Raw genomic sequence first — 18,768 nt, forward strand, 5'->3', positions numbered from 1 at the left:
GGATTTTGCCAATTGAAAGATTTTCCATAAATTGGCGCAATCTAATACTAAATTCATAAAACATAATGTTACTAGCTGAAAAATTATATTATTTCACTCATGGATTATGCTGTATGTTTTTCCTGTATGCTAGTATTTATCTACTATATGGCAAAAAAGCTCCCCGTCTGCGCATGGTATTGGGCGGTGTTGTCGTTTTTTGGTTCCTATTAGAAATAAAAGATTTGCTGCTGTACTCGTCAGCTACAGTCAGAAATACCTATTTTTCGACATTATTGCTTATGATAGATATGCTGGCTGTTCCGGCTTGTTCTTTTTATTTGTTTGAGTTACTGTCTACAGGATGGATGAACTGGAAAAGGGCGTTTGCACTCAGTTCATTTTTTATTTTGTGCCTGTTAGGCTATGCTATAACAGCTTCCGACAGTTGGCTTTGGATACTCGAAATATATGCGACACTCTATTCGTTTGTCGTTATTATAATTCTTTGCTTTGCCGTGAGACGCTATAATCGGTATGTGCGGGAAAACTATTCCTATACGGAACATTTGAATGTCCGATGGCTTCGTCAGGTAACATTCTTGATGTTCATCTGCCTTTCTGTGTGGATGTATTCCTGTTTGCGTAGTTCTTGGGTGGCGGATTCAATCTATTATTTTTCATCTTTGTTGCTATGGGCTTGTATCCTATATTATAGCGAATTGCAGGAAGTAGTCCCTATCGCAGATAATATCAAAATGAAGAAGCTATTCTCCAAAGAACTGGCCGAAGAAAAGAAAGAAGAATTTGTCTTGAATGAAAACCTGATACAAGCTCTGCATAAATCTCTGAGAGAAGATGAACTATTCCTGAATCCGAGGATTACTTTAGCAGATTTGGCTATGACCATCGGTACTAACCGGACATATCTTTCTACCTACTTAAATACATACCTGGACACCTCTTTTTATGACTATATCAATTCTTATCGCATGGAAAAGGTATGCCAACTCTTATCTGACCCCACCTGCACAGCTACCATGAATGAGATAGCAGAGACTTGCGGCTTTAACTCACTGTCTACTTTCCGCAGAAGTTTTGTGAAAGAGTATGGAATGTCTTTTGCCGAATATCGAAGACAAATGAATAAAAACAGCTAAATACCTCATTTTTTGTAAGAATGACATGCTTTTTTTGAACGAATGGTAGGTTGAGTGAATAATGCCGGGCTTATATTTGCGAATAAATCTTATCGAAGAATTATGGCAAAAACGAACAAGAAACCTAAGGGGAAAAAGGCTTATGAGCAGGGGTACGTATCTTTTAGTCCTGAAGAACTCAAAGAACAGGCACAAAATGATGCAGCTAATAGGGAAGCTTATGAGTTGTTGGACAAGGCAATGTGCACTTCATCGCATGTCTCTGTTCATGACAAAGAAAGGGGAGAGGTAGATGTGGATGACATCTATCCGATTACCCAGGAAGAAACAATGGAAATGGAAGACTTGTTGGACCAGGCGGAAGATGCCGCGGATAATCCCCGCGATAGCTTCTTTCAGGAAAGACTGGGTGAACTACGTGGCATTGTAAATTGGTCAAAACGTCGGCACTGGAATTTCTCCTGGATGATTGTCGTCGGTGTCATTATTTCCGTGTTTGTACTTTCCGAGTGCTCGGACCATAAAGATTCCAAAGCAAAAGAGGCTGAAGTCTATGTAACTGCTGTTGAAAATTGGGCAAAGAAAGACACTACGATAACCATGGAATCCTTCAAAAATGCAGGAAAGGTTATTCCGGCTTATCACGAACGTTTCAAAGATGCGAATATTTATAAGGAAACAATACTGAGAAGAACTGCCGCCAATCATTATGGCAGTCTGAAAGCCGCCAAAGAATATCGTGCCAAAGCCGATACGGCATCTACCGCCAAGAGTAAAGACGAATTCCTTAAATGGGCAAAAGAAAACGACACATATGCTAAAGAGTTTAAGGCAGAATATGAAAAGTTCAATAAAATGACTTTTAAAGATGTGAAGAAACAAGCTTTAGAACAGGTGAAAGCTGAGGCCGACGAAGCGAAAGGCTCTGCCCGCTGGATATGGTTCTGGAATATGTTCTTTTTGATATTAATACCTGTATATATATTTGCCGAACGTCCTTATGGATATACCATAAGCAGATATCGTACGGAAGCAAAAGTATTGGGTGGAATAAAGAAAGGCGGTTTGGTTCTTGCGGGCGGACTTGTAGGCTTGGCGGGAAGCATCGGATTTGTCAATGTTGTCACCAAGTGGAGCGACGGCTCTACTACCAGCGAAGATGATGGCACCGGAGCCGCCAGGATAGGACTCAAGATTGGTCTTCTGATTGCCGCACTAGCCGTTGTTTGTATTGTTTCTTGCTTTTTAATGCTATATAGTACCATCATGGGGTTGATGAGAAATTATAACTGGGGAAAGGTTGCAGCTATCGTAAAGAAATAAGCTGTCATCAGAACCATCACAATAAGTCCTGACTTGTTGTGATGGTTCTTCTTCCTACTTTTTTTATAACTCTTTTTAGTGCCTCAATTCCCTTGCTTTTCGATATTCTTTTCTATATTTGCTCTCGTTAATCAAGGAGATACGACGATTGAAATATAAGATACTGATAGGATGCATACTATGTTTGTTCTCTTTTTCTTTAAAGGGGACAGCAAACAATTATATAATGAATCCTTATACGCATCAAGGCATCTCTGCCGATTCCATCATTGAACGCGTCATGACCTTTGCTCCTTTATATGAAACAATAGTCAGTGATTATCGTGCCAACCTGTATATTAAAGGTAAGATGGATATTCAGAAAAAGAACTTTATCCTTCGTTATGTACCTTCCATGTTCCGCCTGCAGAAAGGCGTACGTGAATATCTGCTCGAAACTTACAGTGACCTTCATTATACTGCTCCCAACATCTACGACCAAAAGGTAAAAGCGTCGCAGGGAACGGTGAGAGGAAACCGGGGACTGCCGGGTTTGCTCGAATACTTTAATGTGAACATCTATTCTTCTTCCCTGCTGAATGACGAACGCCTGATGTCTCCCCTTGCCAAGAACGGGCAGAAATACTACAAATACCGGATAGACAGCATAATGGGCGACCCCAACAATCTTGATTACCGGGTACGTTTCATCCCCCGCACAAAGAGTGACCAACTGGTAGGCGGATATATGATTGTCAGCAGTAATGTATGGAGTGTCCGCGAGATACGTTTTTCGGGACGGTCGGAACTGATAACATTTACCTGCTGGATTAAAATGGGAGACGTAGGCAAGAAAAATGAATTCCTTCCTGTGCGCTATGACGTAGAAGCCCTTTTTAAATTTCTCGGAAACAAAGTCGATGGTAACTATACCGCTTCTTTGGATTATAAATCCATCGAACTGAAAGAACAGAAAGTACGCAAGAAGGAGAAGAAAAACTATAACCTGTCGGAGTCATTCTCCTTGCAATGTGATACGAATGCTTATAAGACGGATGCTTCGACCTTCGCTATCATGCGTCCTATCCCTTTGGATGATAGCGAGAAGAAATTGTACCATGATTATACGCTAAGGCGTGACACAGCCATCATACAGAAACCATCCAAGAGCCAGACCTTCTGGGGAACGATGGGCGACCTGATGGTGGAAGATTATAAGTTCAATTTGTCTAATATCGGAAGTGTCCGTTTCTCACCGTTCATCAACCCGCTTCTGTTCAGTTATAGTGGAAGCAATGGTTTGTCGTATCGGCAGGATTTCCGCTACAACCGTCTTTTCAGAGGAGATAAACTGCTTCGTGTTGTTCCTAAACTCGGATATAATTTCACACGTAAGGAATTCTACTGGTCGGTGAATGCCGATTTTGAGTATTGGCCGCAGAAGCGTGGATTCTTCCGCTTGAATGTGGGTAATGGTAACCGCATTTATAGCAGTAAGGTGCTGGACGAGTTGAAAGCCATGCCGGACAGTATCTTCAATTTCGATTTGATTCATCTCGATTATTTCAAGGACTTATATTTTAATTTCCGCCATACGGTCGAGATCGTCAATGGTCTTGATATAAGTCTGGGTTTCTCCGCCCACAAGAGAACAGCCGTAGAACCTTCCCGCTTCGTGATAACCGGCGACTATCCGATGCCACCCCCGGAATTTATGGAGAAATTCAAGAATACCTATATTAGTTTCGCACCCCGTATCCGGATAGAATGGACGCCGGGTCTTTACTATTATATGAACGGAAAACGAAAGATAAACCTGCGTTCTTTATATCCTACCTTTTCTGTCGATTATGAACGGGGTGTCAAAGGTGTATTCAAGAGTACAGGCGAGTATGAACGGATAGAGTTCGACCTTCAACATCAAATCCGGCTGGGACTGATGCGTAATATTTACTACCGTTTCGGTTTCGGCGCATTCACCAATCAGGATGAACTATATTTTGTGGACTTTGCCAACTTTTCCCGCCACAATCTTCCTATGGGATGGAATGATGAAATCGGCGGAGTGTTCCAAGTGCTCGACGGACGTTGGTACAACTCCTCCCGCCGTTATGTACGCGGACATTTTACTTACGAAGCACCGTTCCTTGTCCTGCGGCATCTGATGAAGTACACACGCTATGTACAGAACGAGCGCATCTACATAAGTGCCCTCTCTATGCCCCATCTTCAGCCTTACCTCGAACTGGGATACGGCATCGGTACGCATATTTTTGATGTAGGAGTTTTTGTGAGCAGCGAGAACTGGAAGTTCGGTGGAATAGGTTGTAAATTCACGTTTGAGTTGTTCAACCGATAGTTTTCTACGTTCTTGTTGTATAATTGGAAGATTTACCCTATCTTTGTATAGAAGAGGATGAGGGCAAATTTTAGCACAAAAGAGGTGTAGTCGCCTCATAAGCACAGGTATTTTCCTAGAAAATAAATTCTTAGGTATAAATACCTTAAATTTATTTTAGTAAATAACTCATCCTCTTCTTCTTAGGTTTATATACGTATACAAAATGGACGGTATTCTAATAACGATACTTATTATCACCGGTTTCCTTGTTTACAAAATGATTTCTTCGAGCAGGAAACAGGAGGGGTATAAGAGGTGGAAAGCGACAGCTGGTAGTGAGAAGGAAGAAAGTGCTTCCAAGTCTAAAGACACGCATGGTGCCTGGCTTAGGCAGGCTTTAGGAGTTGCGGCTCCGCGACCTCCGTATGTTCCTAAGTTTGATGATGAATCGGTTGCTTGGTGTGCCAGCCTGCTGGGCGTAGAAGCGAACAAACTGAGAGAAATACTTGAAAATATCCCTGACTATTACCATGAATTTTGGGTAAGAAAAAGAAGGGGTGGCTATCGTATGATTTCTGCTCCGCTCGAAGAACTACAATCTATCCAAACGACCATTAACTCACGAATCTTATCATCGGTAACTACTATCCATCCGGCAGCAGTCGGATTTCGGTGCGGACGCTCGGTCGTTGACAATGCCAGCCCTCATTTGGGAAAACGGTATGTGCTGAAAATGGATATTCATGATTTTTTCTTTTCTATACGTAGCCCGAGAGTGAAGAAAACATTCGAACAGATGGGATATCCGCCGAATGTGTCGAAAATATTCAGGACATTGTGCTGCCTGCATAATTGTCTGCCGCAAGGAGCTCCCACAAGTCCGTCATTAAGTAATATCGTCAGTTATGAGATGGATAAGAAGTTGGCGGCGTTGGCTACGAAATATGGATTGACCTATACCCGCTATGCTGATGACCTTACTTTCTCGGGCGATGTACTTTCTAAGGAACAGATAATCTTTGAGGTTAAACAGATTATTTACGAAGAGAAGTTTGCCCCGAATTATAAGAAAACCCGTTTTCTGAATGAATATGACAGGAAAATTATCACGGGAGTATCGGTTAGCTCCGGTGTGAAACTGACCATACCTAAAGCTAGAAAGAGGGAGATTCGGAAGAACGTTTATTTCATTCTGACCAGAGGCTTGTCGGAGCATCAACGGCGAATCGGTTCCAATGACCCTGCCTATTTGAAACGACTCATCGGAGAACTTTGTTATTGGCGGTCGATAGAACCGGATAATATGTATGTATCCGATTCTATTACTGCATTGAAATCTCTCAAATAGTTAAACTGTGTTTGAGATAATAACGGAGAAAGCAAAATGAAGCATAAGCTTGTTTTTTATATGGTTTGTTTAGGGGTATATATGTTAGTCATATATGTTTTGCGTCCTTATATTGCTAACAAACTTCCTCGTATGGGAGACTTAAACTTTCGCTCATTAGATGCGATTATTTATACAGGGTTTATCTGCATAGGACTCCTCGTTATTAGCTTTTTTGTAGCTTCCCGATATGCCGTAAATGCTTGGCACGCGTTTTGGGCATTCCTCTTGGCGATGTTGATTCCGCTTTTGATTGTTTTATTTGAGGAGGGAATACTCTAAATCGTTTGTAGCATAGCCTCTTTTTTGCTAGTTAATCACTATGCGCTCATTTTCTATTCTTGCATAGCCTCGTTTGATTGATTCATTGATTCCCCTTTGCATGGCAGCATCTATGTTCGAACCCATGCGCGCGAAACCGAATACTTGTGCACATGCTTTTACCAAATCCGGCAAAGGAAGGCTTATAGAGTCCGTCAATAGTTGCCGGACGGCATTGGCTACTTCTTCGGGCGGTAAATCAGCTGCGTCCCGGTCGGACACGGGACGGTAGTCCGGATAGGAACGGCATTGTTCTTCATCTTTCCAAAAGAATACGAGTTCGTCATGCGTGGTACGATAGAGCTTCAGGGTATCGAAAATAGTTTCCAAATGTATTTCTAATCGTTGTCCCAGGCGAGAGATTCCCCATTCAGTCAGAATCTTCTTGCAGAGCAATGATTTACTGATAGGTGCTTCGTTTTCTATGAGTTTCCGAATTTGAGAAGTGAGCAGGCTAACGCTCTCATCAGCAAAGAAATCATTCGAAGAATATTGGCTCGGTTTTATTTTCGTGCTATTATACTTTTGTGTGGGAATGTCGTCAGCGGTTATTCTCGATTCTATTGATACCGGAGCTTCTTTTATGGGCAATTCCTTTATTGGTAATTCTTTTATTGACTCTTCTTTGCGTGACTCTTTCCCGTAGGAGACTGTCTTGCGGGATTCCTCTTGTGTTGGGATTGAGGCTCTTTGAGAGATTACTTCCTGTATAGTCGCGATTACCTCATCCGGCTTTTCCCACCAGTCCATTGTCCATATGCGACAGATAGTCCAGCCGAGTGCTTTCAGAACATTGTTTTGAACAATCTCCCGGTCACGTGCAGTCTTGGTACGCTGATAATTCTTTCCGTCACAGATAATGCCAAGCTGATAATTAGACTCGTTTTGAGTATCTACTATTCCTATGTCGATTTTGTAACCGGAGCATCCGATGTCGGTATGTACGGTGTATCCCAGTGAACGCAATTTATCAGCTATGATATTCTCGATAGAAGCCGATGTATCCGATGACGGATTGGCGGCACTGTTGACTACATTTCTTGTCCCTTTCTCCGCATACTCAAGGAAGCGTTTCAGTCCGGCTACACCAATGGAAGAAGTCCGGTTCAAGTCTATCATGTCCGACCTTAGGGTAGAATAAATAATCATCTCATACCGGGCGCGGGAAACAGCTACATTCAGCCTTCTTTCTCCACCTGCCCGGTTTAGCGGGCCGAAGTTCATGCTGACACGTCCTGTGGCGTCCGGTCCGTAGCCCACAGAAAAGAGAATCACATCCCGTTCATCTCCCTGTACATTTTCCAGGTTTTTGATAAATAGCGGTTCTTCACATTCCAAAGCCAGAGTTTCCAGTTCGGGGTGGAAGATAAAGAGGTCGGACAATAAATCTTCTATTAAGGCTTGCTGTACGATACTGAAAGTAACGACACCAATACTCTTCTTTCTTAATTCATCGCTTCTCAATCTTCTTTCTATTTCATCGACCACCGCTTGTGCTTCGGCTTGATTCTGACGTGATTTACCTTTGTCATAATACCCGCTGATAGGCACCATCCTTACCTTGGATTCTATATTGTCGGGCGACGGGAAGGTCATTAGTTTATTGTCGTAGTACTCGGAGTTACTGAAAGCAATAAGACTCTCGTGCTTGCTTCGATAATGCCATAATAGATACTTTGAAGGAATAGACAAAGCAAGGCAATCATCAAGGATACTTTCCAAGTCTTCCATCTCGATATTATCTTCATCAATGGTATTGACAGAGAAGAAGTTAGTAGGCGGCATCTGTTTCGGGTCGCCTACAATAATCACATTGTTACCCCGGGCAATGGCGCCTACAGCTTCATAAGTCGGCATCTGCGATGCTTCATCAAAGACTATCAAGTCAAATTTATCCGCATCCGTATCAATGAACTGAGCTACGGAAAGCGGACTCATCAACATACACGGACACATACGCGACAGCAAAGTCGGTATTTGGTCGAACAACTTACGGATAGATATGCCACGGGCATTATTCCGGATATTCTTTTGGAGAATACCCACTTCGGAACTTTGAATAGCTTCGTGAGTAAAAGATGGAATATTGGAAGCCAACCTGGCAAATAGTTCCTTCTTAGTGGTTTCTTCGAATTGAGTCGATATCTGTTTGTACTTCGCTATAATATCATTGAAAATCTTGCCGTTGAACAACTCCAAGGTTGGCTCTTTGGAAATGATATACTGAATAGCGCTCTGATAAAAACTTCTATAAAAGCTGTCCGCAAGTTGAGAAGTAGGAATATTCTTCTCCTTATATTCCGTTGCGATAAATCCGATGTTAAGTTTATCCAGTGTCCGGTAGGTTTGCAGCCATTGATACCAGTCTTTGAGTTTATTCAGGTTTTCTTTCCACGTTTGAGCTTTTGATATGCCTGTATGAATCCAGTCAGCCGAATTGATATAGAGTTCCGCTATGGATATGCCCAATGTTTCGGAAAGCCTGCGCTCTACATTCGCGAGTGTATCCGAATACTGATAGATTTCATTGAGAGACTGGGCATGAATATCTCTGAATGTCTGTATGCCTTCAGCCAGTTGTACAGACAGATTCTGCTTGATTTGTGAAACTTTGGCTATGTCTTTCGAATAGTTCAGCAGATGCGAATGAAGAGAAATCATGTCATTGATAATCTGCTCAATGGTATTCCAGTCTTCATTCTTTCCGAATCGTCCGAACAGGGAAGGCAGTTGGCTTGCGTATTTCTGAACGGCTTCGCTTTCTTCCTTATATTGAATAATCTGATGAAGCAACGGCTTGATAGTATCCGGTTCAATGGCTTTCAGGGCATAGATATGGAGAGCCTTCTTTATTTTTCTCTGTCCGAAATATCTCGGAATAAACCATTGGGCAGATACCCGGTTCCAGTCGGCTAACATATTCCTGGCATCCACTTGCAGGATTTCTTTTGTAAATCCAGTTTCGATAGCCTTTCTTAATTCGTCACGTTTACGACCATGATTCACTACTTCACGATATTCATCAAGAGTTTCATTCAACAATGGCAGAGTCAATAATCCGGGAGTAAGTTCGGGAATATCGAGTATTCTTCGAATAATATTCGCAATTGTCTGAAAGTCTGTACGTGTGGGATGCATCTCCGTGTCTTTCAGAAGCGCGGAGAATGTAACCAATTTCTGTTGGATAGCCTTCAGCAAGTCGATAAATTCGGTGAGCGTTCGGGCAGCTTCGTCTTTTCCGGCAGATGAATATTCTGTAATGGAGATACCCGTCAACGGATGTTGATGCGGATGCCCGCACGCATTGGCCGTTCTTACCAAAGATTCAACAGCGTCTTCCCATTGCGAAAACGTATCTTTATCCAATTTCTCCAAATAGCTTTGAGGAATATTGAAACAAGGTTCGGCATCCAACGATTGATAATGAATAATCGCATCGTATAATGAAACTCCGAACGGGTACTCTTTATGCAGGGCTTCGATATATTTATTCAATTCCGCCCGCAGGTTCAATAAACGTTCCGCTTCCTTCTTGAATTCTTCGGGCGGTGTCTTTCTGATAATTTCGGTCGTCTCTCTCAGTTGTGAGATAACCGCAGATTTCTTTGTCTTGTTGGAATGAATTTCCAGGCAGAACGGAGCAAGGCCAATGGCAGCCAGTCTGTTTTGAACAACGGAGAGGGCAGCCATCTTTTCCGCTACAAACAATACCCGTTTCCCTCTGTAAAGAGCATTGGCGATAATATTGGTAATCGTTTGCGACTTTCCTGTTCCCGGCGGGCCGTGAAGGATAAACGTCTTGTCGTGTACCGCTTCGTATATGGCTTCCAGTTGCGAAGAATCGGCGATGATAGGCAATACAATATCGGCAGGAGACAGTTGCTTGTCCATGTAAGTAGCATCTATTTCTTCCGTGGCGGCTTCCCATTCAATCTTTCCGTTGATGAGGCTCGATACAATTTTATTCTGAACCAGTTTGTGGGCATTATTATGAATATCATTCCACATGATAAACTTATTGAAAGAAAAGATGCCAAGGATAGCTTGTTCCTCAACGTCCCATTTGCGTTGGTTCTTGATGCTGTTTCGGATGATAGAATAGATTAATTTCACGTTTACACCACTTTCGTCGGTAGGCAACGGGTCTAATCCGGGCACGCTGATTCCAAAGTTTTGGCGGAGCATCTCCAGTAAAGTGATATTCATCATCGTCTCCTCTTCACGGGAACGGATTACATACCCTTTGGCTGCTGATTTGCGAATGATTTCGACCGGTAACAACAGTATCGGCGCATAGCGGGGGCGTTCGCTGGAAGGAGTCTCATACCATTTCAGCAATCCCAGGGCAAGATACAGCGTATTAGCCCCATTCTCCTCGATAGATGTGCGCGAAGAACGGTAGAGATGAGTCAATGCCTTACCTAAATCATTCTCGGACAAGTAAAAACGTAACCTTTTCTGTGAAAGCTCCGAATTGACGAAATCGACCACAGGATTGGATTCGGGAACGGATGAATAAATTCCGAACTCCATAGCCGGACTTTCCCAGTCGGCAGGGCGGTGCAGGATACGGAACTCTTCTCCGTCAGCCAAAGCATCTTCCAGGCAGGCGAGATTTGCCGGAATAAGTTGGAGCGTATTTTTAGTAATACGTATATTCAGCAGGTTATTGCGCAGGCTTAAATCGAGCAAACGCCTTTCCCACAATAACTGTTTGGTAATGACAGTCTGCGTTTCGCTGCCCGATAAATCATAAGGATTAATACTTTGCGGAGTGACATGATTCGTTTTCTCTTGAATATGAAACTCTTTCTCTTCTATTTCCCATGTCTGTCCATGCAATATGCGTTGAGGGATGGGGCGAATTCCCGAATGTCTTGCCCGCTTCACATCTATCGCAAGCATAAAATTACTTCTGTCCGCCAGTTTGCCATTCGCTTTCTTCACAGCGTTGTCAAAGTCGGATGGCTGTCCCATATTCATGCAGGTCGTTTCTACCAAAGTGATGTCGTAGATTCCTTCGGCGGTTCTTTTGGTCAATAAAGAAACATCGTCCACGGTAGGGTCGGGGAACGTTTCCGGCACTAGCCACGCTCCTGCGAAAGCGTGCCCCTGAGTAATGATGATAAGCGCATTCAGTCCGATAGCCTCCAGGCATGAAGCATAGAGCAGTGACATATCCAGGCAAGTTCCCAGCTTTTGAGCCATCACGGAATCTGCCAGGCGGACACGTTGCCCGTATTCTTCAAAACTTGCCGGAATGGTGCTGTATATAATCTGCTGTTCAGAAATAGCGGTATAAATGGCAGCCATTTGTTTCCTCACTCTGTCCGGGTTACGGCTTTGGTATTCGTCGAGAGACGGGCTGTCCGTCCATTGCCCTAAAATGGCAGCCGCCCTCTTTATAATAGGTAAGATGGCGGTGTGGTTGGGAGTGATAAAGGCAGCCAGCATTTCGGGAAGAACATTAAGTCCGCCCCATTGGTCATAAGCCAAGATGTCGATAGGGTAGGTCTGCGTAAATATAAGCGTTGCTTCGGAAGTGATTTCTATCTTCAGATTGCCGGACAAACGCTCGGTCAGTTGCGTGAAGTAATTGGCCGATAACGTGAGAGAAAGAGACTGCAAGGATACCGTGCCATTGGCGGGAATCTGCTCAATAACGGTCGGGACAGCATTGCCGAAAGCCGGTTCTGCCGTGATTTGCACTTGTATATCCTTAAGTGGGGTGGAAGTTACGTTCTCGATAGAAAGTTGATGAATGATGGATGCACCGTTTTGTTGTATCGCAAAATTAATGAGCGGTAAATAGCTGAATTGTACCTTGACTTTGTCCAATCTCTCGTCCATGGCAAAAACTGTATATATTAAGACTTGCAATATTACAAAAAATACGGATACAAGCATCTTTTATTCAGCCATTCTTTTGTCAATCAAGAAAATATTTCTACCTTTGCGCCCGATTTAGAGATAATATAATGTCTTATTTAATTAAAGTTTTAAACAATTTATTTATTAATGGAAAACTTAAAGAACGTAGCTCCTATTGAAGATTTCAATTGGGATGCTTATGAAAACGGCGAAGCAGTAACAAGCGCAAGCCACGAAGATCTTGAAAAAGCTTACGACGGTACGCTTAACAAAGTTAACGACCGTGAGGTTGTTGACGGAACCGTAATCGCAATGAACAAGCGTGAAGTAGTTGTGAACATCGGTTACAAATCAGATGGTATCATTCCTTTGAATGAATTCCGTTACAATCCTGACCTGAAAATTGGTGATACAGTAGAAGTATACATCGAAAACCAGGAAGACAAAAAAGGACAGCTCGTCCTGTCACACAGAAAAGCCCGCGCTACTCGTTCTTGGGATCGCGTTAACGCTGCTCTGGAAAATGAAGAAATTATCAAGGGATTCATCAAATGCCGCACTAAGGGTGGTATGATCGTAGACGTATTCGGAATCGAAGCATTCTTGCCGGGTTCTCAGATCGACGTTAAACCGATCCGCGACTATGATGTATTCGTTGGCAAAACAATGGAATTCAAAGTGGTTAAAATCAACCAGGAATTCAAAAACGTTGTTGTATCTCACAAAGCTCTTATCGAAGCTGAACTGGAACAACAGAAGAAAGAAATCATCGGTAAACTTGAAAAAGGACAAGTTCTCGAAGGAACTGTTAAAAATATCACATCTTACGGTGTATTCATCGACCTTGGTGGCGTAGACGGTTTGATTCACATTACTGACCTTTCTTGGGGACGTGTTAGCGATCCGAAAGAAGTGGTTGAACTGGATCAGAAACTTAACGTTGTTATCCTTGACTTCGATGATGAAAAGAAACGTATCGCTCTTGGTCTGAAACAACTTACTCCGCACCCATGGGATGCTCTGGATACAGAGTTGAAGGTTGGTGACAAAGTAAACGGTAAAGTTGTCGTTATGGCTGACTACGGTGCATTCATCGAAATCGCTGCCGGCGTAGAAGGTTTGATCCACGTTTCAGAAATGTCTTGGAGCCAACACCTGCGTTCTGCACAGGATTTCATGAAGGTAGGCGACGAAGTAGAAGCTGTTGTTCTTACACTTGACCGCGAAGAACGTAAGATGTCTTTGGGTATCAAGCAACTGAAACAAGACCCATGGGAAACTATCGAAGAAAAGTATCCTGTAGCTTCTAAGCACACTGCAAAAGTACGTAACTTCACTAACTTCGGTGTATTCGTAGAAATCGAAGAAGGTGTAGACGGCTTGATCCACATCTCTGACCTTTCTTGGACTAAGAAAGTGAAACATCCATCAGAATTTACTCAGATTGGTGCTGACATCGAAGTTCAGGTACTCGAAATCGACAAAGAAAACCGTCGTTTGAGCCTTGGTCACAAACAACTCGAAGAAAATCCTTGGGATGTATTCGAAACAGTATTCACTGTAGGTTCAGTACACGAAGGTACTATCATCGAAATGTTGGATAAGGGTGCTGTTGTAGCTCTTCCTTACGGTGTAGAAGGTTTCGCAACTCCGAAACACCTTGTAAAAGAAGACGGTTCACAAGCTCAGTTGGATGAAAAACTTGAATTCAAAGTTATCGAGTTCAACAAGGATGCTAAGAGAATCATCCTGTCTCACAGCCGCATTTTCGAAGATGTAGCTAAAGCTGAAGAAAGAGCTGAAAAGAAAGCTGCTTCCGGTGCTAAGAAGACATCAGGTAAGAGAGAAGATTCTCCGATGATCCAAAACCAAGCTGCTTCAACTACACTAGGAGACTTCGACGCTCTTGCTGCATTGAAAGAACAGTTGGAAGGAAAGAAATAATCAGAAGTATTTCTAAATAGATAGAAAGACGCTCCGGTCATCGGAGCGTCTTTTTTTGTGCCTTGTGCCATCCGGGATGAAATTTTATCCGTTCCGTTGCAGGATTGAATCTGAAATACTTTATCTTTGCATACCATGGAAAAATTCGAGTTACATATATTAGGGTGCGGCTCCGCTTTGCCTACTACACGACACTTTGCGACTTCACAAGTCGTCAACCTGCGTGAAAAACTATTTATGATTGATTGTGGGGAAGGCGCCCAAATGCAATTACGTCGTTCCCGGCTGAAGTTTTCCCGACTGAATCATATCTTTATCTCTCATTTACATGGTGACCATTGTTTCGGTCTGCCGGGCTTGATTTCTACATTCGGCTTGTTGGGCAGAACGGCTGATTTGCATATTCACTCCCCGAAAGGGTTGGAAGAACTGTTTGCGCCACTGCTTGCCTTCTTCTGCAAGATGTTGACCTATAAAGTGTTTTTCCATGAATTTGACACAAAGGAGCCGACTGTCATTTACGACGACCGCTCGGTAACCGTAACTACGATTCCTTTGAAGCACCGCATACCTTGCTGCGGTTTTCTTTTTGAAGAAAAACAGCGCCCCAATCATATTATCAGAGACATGGTAGACTTTTATAAAGTCCCGGTCTATGAACTGAACCGCATCAAGAACGGAGCGGATTTTATGACTCCCGAAGGAGAAGTAATCCCTAATTCCCGATTGACCCGTCCTTCGGCTCCGGCACGCAAATACGCTTATTGTTCCGATACGATTTATCGCCCGGCGATTGCGGAACAAATCAGGAATGTAGATTTGCTTTTCCATGAAGCGACCTTTGCGCAAGGAGAGCAGATACGGGCAAAAGAAACTTACCATACAACGGCAGCACAAGCAGCGCAACTTGCGTTGGACGCTGATGTAAGGCAATTGGTGATCGGACACTTTTCTGCCCGCTATGAAGATGAATCTATTTTATTCAACGAAGCATCTGCTATTTTCCCACAAACGATTTTAGCGAAAGAAAACTTATGTATTGACGTTGACGGAGGGACTGCATATGAAAAGTAGACGGTTGCTTCTGGGAATGATAATCGTGTGTATAGCTTGCCTGGCAGCTTGCAAAAAGGAGAAACCTTTGTCTCCGATACCGGATTCTCTGGCAAGTCTTCAGGAATTGCTTAATCCCACCTATCAGATTAGTACGGATAGTATCCATCAGATGATTCATTCTTATTTGGATGAGAATAAGCAGGAGACTCCCTGGGATTCGGCTTTGGTAGCTCACTATCGGGAGAAAGATGAATTTTTCTGGCTGAATGATTCGTTGGTTTCAGATAAGCCTGCTGTACAAGCGGCAGACTCCATGCTGTATTGGCTGGAGAATATCTCGCAGCATGGCATTAATCCGCATCTTTATCCTACGGATAGCATTCGCAAGGAATTGCGTCAGATACGGACACTGCAATTGCAACAGGGAAAGACTATGAACCGACTGTTGGCAGACCTTGAATATCAGTTGACGTCTGCCTATCTCTCATATGTATGTCAGTTGAAGTTCGGTTTTCTTCCTTCAAAAGATAGGTGGAACGACTCAATCAGCCGGATACCTCTGAAAGATTATGATAAGGACTTCGCGATGGCTGCTTTGGATTCACTCCGGACAAATGCCAATACAGCCTTTCATAAAGCGCAACCCTCTTCTCCGCTTTATCACAAAATGCAGGAAGAACTGGAACGTGTGAATGCCTGGGGTGAGACGGATACTACGGATTATTACCGCGACCGTTTGTTGGTAAATATGGAACGCGCACGCTGGCAATATGCCTTGGATAAAGGAAAGAAATATGTAGTAGCCAATGTAGCGGCATTTATGTTGCGAGCTATCAACGAAGAGACAGACTCTATCCTGGAAATGCGTATCTGTGTGGGAAGCGTGAAGAATAAGACGCCCTTGTTGTCAAGCAGAATCTACTATATGGAACTGAATCCGTATTGGAACGTCCCTCAAAGTATTATCAGAAAAGAGATTATTCCTACCTATCGCAGGGATACGACCTATTTTACCCGCAACCGCATGAAGGTATATGATAATAAAACCGGCCTGCAAGTAGACCCGCACAGCATCAAATGGGCTAAGTATGCAGGAAAGGGCGTACCCTATACGGTGAAACAGGACAATAAGACGGGAAACTCATTGGGACGCATCATCTTCCGTTTTCCCAATCCTCATTCCGTTTATCTGCACGACACTCCTTCCCGTTGGGCTTTCACACGAAAGAACCGGGCAGTAAGCCATGGCTGCGTACGCCTTCAGAAAGCACTTGATTTCTCATTCTTCCTGTTGAATAAGCAGGATTCATTACTTGAAGACCGTATCCGTATCGCAATGGATATCAAACCGGTGACTGAAGAAGGGAAAAAACTGCCTGTCAGTGCGGCTTATCGTGAACTGAAGCATTATAGTTTGGAGAAATATATACCTTTATTTATAGATTATCAGACAGTTTACTTGTCTGCCGACAATAATCTGAGATATTGTGAGGACATTTACAAATATGATCCGTCTATATTAAAGGGATTGAACGACCTGAATTTGAAACCATAAATAAACATACAGATAACGAGAGATTATGACCCCTTATAACGAACGCGAAGTTCTGAAACTCCTTCAGGAGGAGAGTACCCAGCGGCAAGGATTCGAAATGATTGTGGCGCAGTATAGCGAACAATTGTATTGGCAAATCCGCCGGATGGTACTGTCGCATGAGGATGCGAACGATCTCCTGCAAAACACTTTTATCAAGGCATGGACGAATATCGACTATTTCCGTGCCGAGGCGAAGCTGTCTACCTGGCTCTATCGCATTGCGCTGAATGAATGTCTTACCTTTCTGAACAAACAGCGTGCTATGACTACCGTAGCCATCGACGACCCGGAAGCAATGGTTGTGCAGAAACTGGAAAGCGACCCTTATTTTTCGGGCGACCAAGTGCAGATGTGCTTACAGAAAGCGCTGTTGACGTTGCCGGAAAAACAACGTATGGTGTTCAACCTGAAGTATTATCAGGAAATGAAATACGAAGAGATGTCGGAAGTATTCGGTACGTCGGTCGGCGCATTGAAAGCCTCCTATCATCATGCGGTGAAGAAAATAGAGAAGTTTTTAGAAGAAATTGATTAAACCTTTTAGAGCGTACAGCGTCTAAGGAAAAGAGAGGAGAAAACGTATGAAAGAAGAAGATACCCTATTGAAGAAGCTTGGGATGGAAAATTCCTTCAAAGTTCCCGGTGGTTACTTTGAAAACCTGACTTCAGAGGTGATGAATAAACTTCCTGAAAAAGAGAAAGTTGTTTTCAAGGAAGAATCTGTCAGCACATGGACGAGATTGAAACCATTGCTTTATATGGCTGCTATGTTCGTAGGTGCCGCCTTGATTATCCGGGTAGCGTCGACAGACCATAAGCCTGTTACAGCGGATGATGTGGCAGTGACAGAAGTGGATACTGAAGTAATATCTGATGAAATGATTGATGTGGCGCTGGATCGTGCCATGTTGGATGATTATTCGTTATATGTTTATTTGAGTGACGCAAGTGTAGAATGATTTATTAAAACCGATTGAATATAGAAAATGAGAAAAGTAATCGCATTAGTCGTTTTGTTGTGTGGCTTTATGCCTGTTCTTTGGGCTGCTGACGGGTGTGACCAACATTTATCCCGTGAAGAGTTCAGAGCAAAACAAAAGGCGTATATTATCGAACAGGCAGGATTGACAAAAGAAGAAGCTGCCAAGTTCTTCCCCGTTTATTTTGAACTTCAGGATAAAAAGAAAAAGCTGAATGATGAATCGTGGGATTTAATGCGCAAAGGCAAGGATGATAAGACTACGGAAGCCCAATACGAAGAAATCAACGAGAAAGTAGCCAATAACCGTATTGCTGCCGACCAACTGGATAAAACTTATTTGGGCAAGTTCAAAAAGATTCTTTCCAGCAAGAAAATATTTCTTGTACAGCGATCGGAAATGCGTTTCCACAGGGAGATGATAAAAGGAATGCATCGCAAGGGAGACAGTAAAGATTCAAAGAAAAAGTAAGATAATAAATCAGACGCTCTGTTGAGTATAAACAGACGTTCTGTTTGGGTAAAATGGAGGCTCTGTCCGGTGGGAATAGAGCCTCTGTTTTTTTTATTTGGATAGCATTGATTTTAAGTGTTCTATTTCTGCAATCAATAGTGGAATATCCTGTTTGGCATGTGCTATGAACTCCAAATCATCATTGGTCGCTCCGATTACTTCCAGATCCCCTTTTCTGTTTCCATTTTTATCTGTTACCATAATAAAGCCGGAACCACTGGTATGAGTTACTCCCTCTATATAAGCAGTCCAAGTGTCTTGCGTTACTTGATTGCATCTTTCGATGATTGCATTTAAATCAATGTTACTCATAAGCC

Annotated in this window: 12 protein-coding genes; 10 read left to right on the forward strand and 2 right to left on the reverse strand. The window is 42.9% G+C overall.

Annotated features, from left to right (window positions below):
• Nucleotides 1-65 precede the first annotated feature (65 nt).
• The 4 genes from HC965_RS19250 to HC965_RS19265 all read left to right on the forward strand — a co-directional run bounded on the left by HC965_RS19250 (nt 66) and on the right by HC965_RS19265 (nt 6,130).
• Complete coding sequence (locus HC965_RS19250) at nt 66-1,139, forward strand: AraC family transcriptional regulator (protein WP_191032972.1); 1,074 nt, start codon at nt 66-68, stop codon at nt 1,137-1,139.
• A 102-nt stretch (nt 1,140-1,241) separates the two neighbouring features.
• Complete coding sequence (locus HC965_RS19255; RefSeq protein WP_191032973.1) at nt 1,242-2,462, forward strand: hypothetical protein; 1,221 nt, start codon at nt 1,242-1,244, stop codon at nt 2,460-2,462.
• Nucleotides 2,463-2,688: 226 nt separating this feature from the next.
• On the forward strand, nt 2,689-4,800 hold the full coding sequence (locus HC965_RS19260; protein ID WP_223854948.1) for a DUF5686 family protein: 2,112 nt from the start codon (nt 2,689-2,691) through the stop codon (nt 4,798-4,800).
• A gap of 205 nt (nt 4,801-5,005) precedes the next feature.
• On the forward strand, nt 5,006-6,130 hold the full coding sequence (locus tag HC965_RS19265) for a reverse transcriptase family protein (protein WP_191032974.1): 1,125 nt from the start codon (nt 5,006-5,008) through the stop codon (nt 6,128-6,130).
• Between the two features lie 348 nt (nt 6,131-6,478).
• Here HC965_RS19265 and HC965_RS19270 read toward each other — a convergent pair whose 3' ends face one another.
• A complete protein-coding gene (locus HC965_RS19270; RefSeq protein ID WP_223854949.1) occupies nt 6,479-12,340 on the reverse strand; it encodes a DUF3320 domain-containing protein in 5,862 nt (1,953 codons plus the stop codon).
• 168 nt (nt 12,341-12,508) lie between these two features.
• Between HC965_RS19270 and rpsA the strand changes: the two genes are divergently transcribed.
• The 6 genes from rpsA (at nt 12,509) to HC965_RS19300 (ending at nt 18,409) form a co-directional block, all read left to right on the forward strand.
• Nucleotides 12,509-14,305 (forward strand): 30S ribosomal protein S1, encoded by a 1,797-nt coding sequence (gene rpsA / locus HC965_RS19275; RefSeq protein ID WP_191032976.1) that lies wholly within the window; start codon nt 12,509-12,511, stop codon nt 14,303-14,305.
• Between the two features lie 135 nt (nt 14,306-14,440).
• Nucleotides 14,441-15,379, forward strand: coding sequence for a ribonuclease Z (locus tag HC965_RS19280; RefSeq protein ID WP_191032977.1), 939 nt, complete (start codon nt 14,441-14,443; stop codon nt 15,377-15,379).
• Entirely contained in the window at nt 15,369-16,916 is a 1,548-nt protein-coding gene (locus HC965_RS19285; protein WP_191032978.1) for a L,D-transpeptidase family protein, read from the forward strand. The genes HC965_RS19280 and HC965_RS19285 overlap by 11 nt, the downstream gene beginning before the upstream one ends.
• Before the next feature lie 25 nt (nt 16,917-16,941).
• Nucleotides 16,942-17,493, forward strand: coding sequence for an RNA polymerase sigma factor (locus HC965_RS19290; protein WP_022137684.1), 552 nt, complete (start codon nt 16,942-16,944; stop codon nt 17,491-17,493).
• Nucleotides 17,494-17,539: 46 nt separating this feature from the next.
• Nucleotides 17,540-17,917, forward strand: a complete 378-nt coding sequence (locus HC965_RS19295; RefSeq protein WP_191032979.1) for a hypothetical protein — start codon at nt 17,540-17,542, stop codon at nt 17,915-17,917.
• Between the two features lie 27 nt (nt 17,918-17,944).
• Nucleotides 17,945-18,409 carry a hypothetical protein gene (locus tag HC965_RS19300; RefSeq protein WP_191032980.1) on the forward strand — a complete coding sequence of 155 codons (465 nt, stop codon included), beginning with the start codon at nt 17,945-17,947 and terminating at the stop codon, nt 18,407-18,409.
• A gap of 93 nt (nt 18,410-18,502) precedes the next feature.
• Here HC965_RS19300 and HC965_RS19305 read toward each other — a convergent pair whose 3' ends face one another.
• Nucleotides 18,503-18,763, reverse strand: coding sequence for a hypothetical protein (locus HC965_RS19305; protein WP_191032981.1), 261 nt, complete (start codon nt 18,761-18,763; stop codon nt 18,503-18,505).
• Nucleotides 18,764-18,768: the final 5 nt, after the last annotated feature.

This window comes from Bacteroides sp. GM023 (genome assembly GCF_014750685.1).
GTDB lineage: Bacteria > Bacteroidota > Bacteroidia > Bacteroidales > Bacteroidaceae > Bacteroides.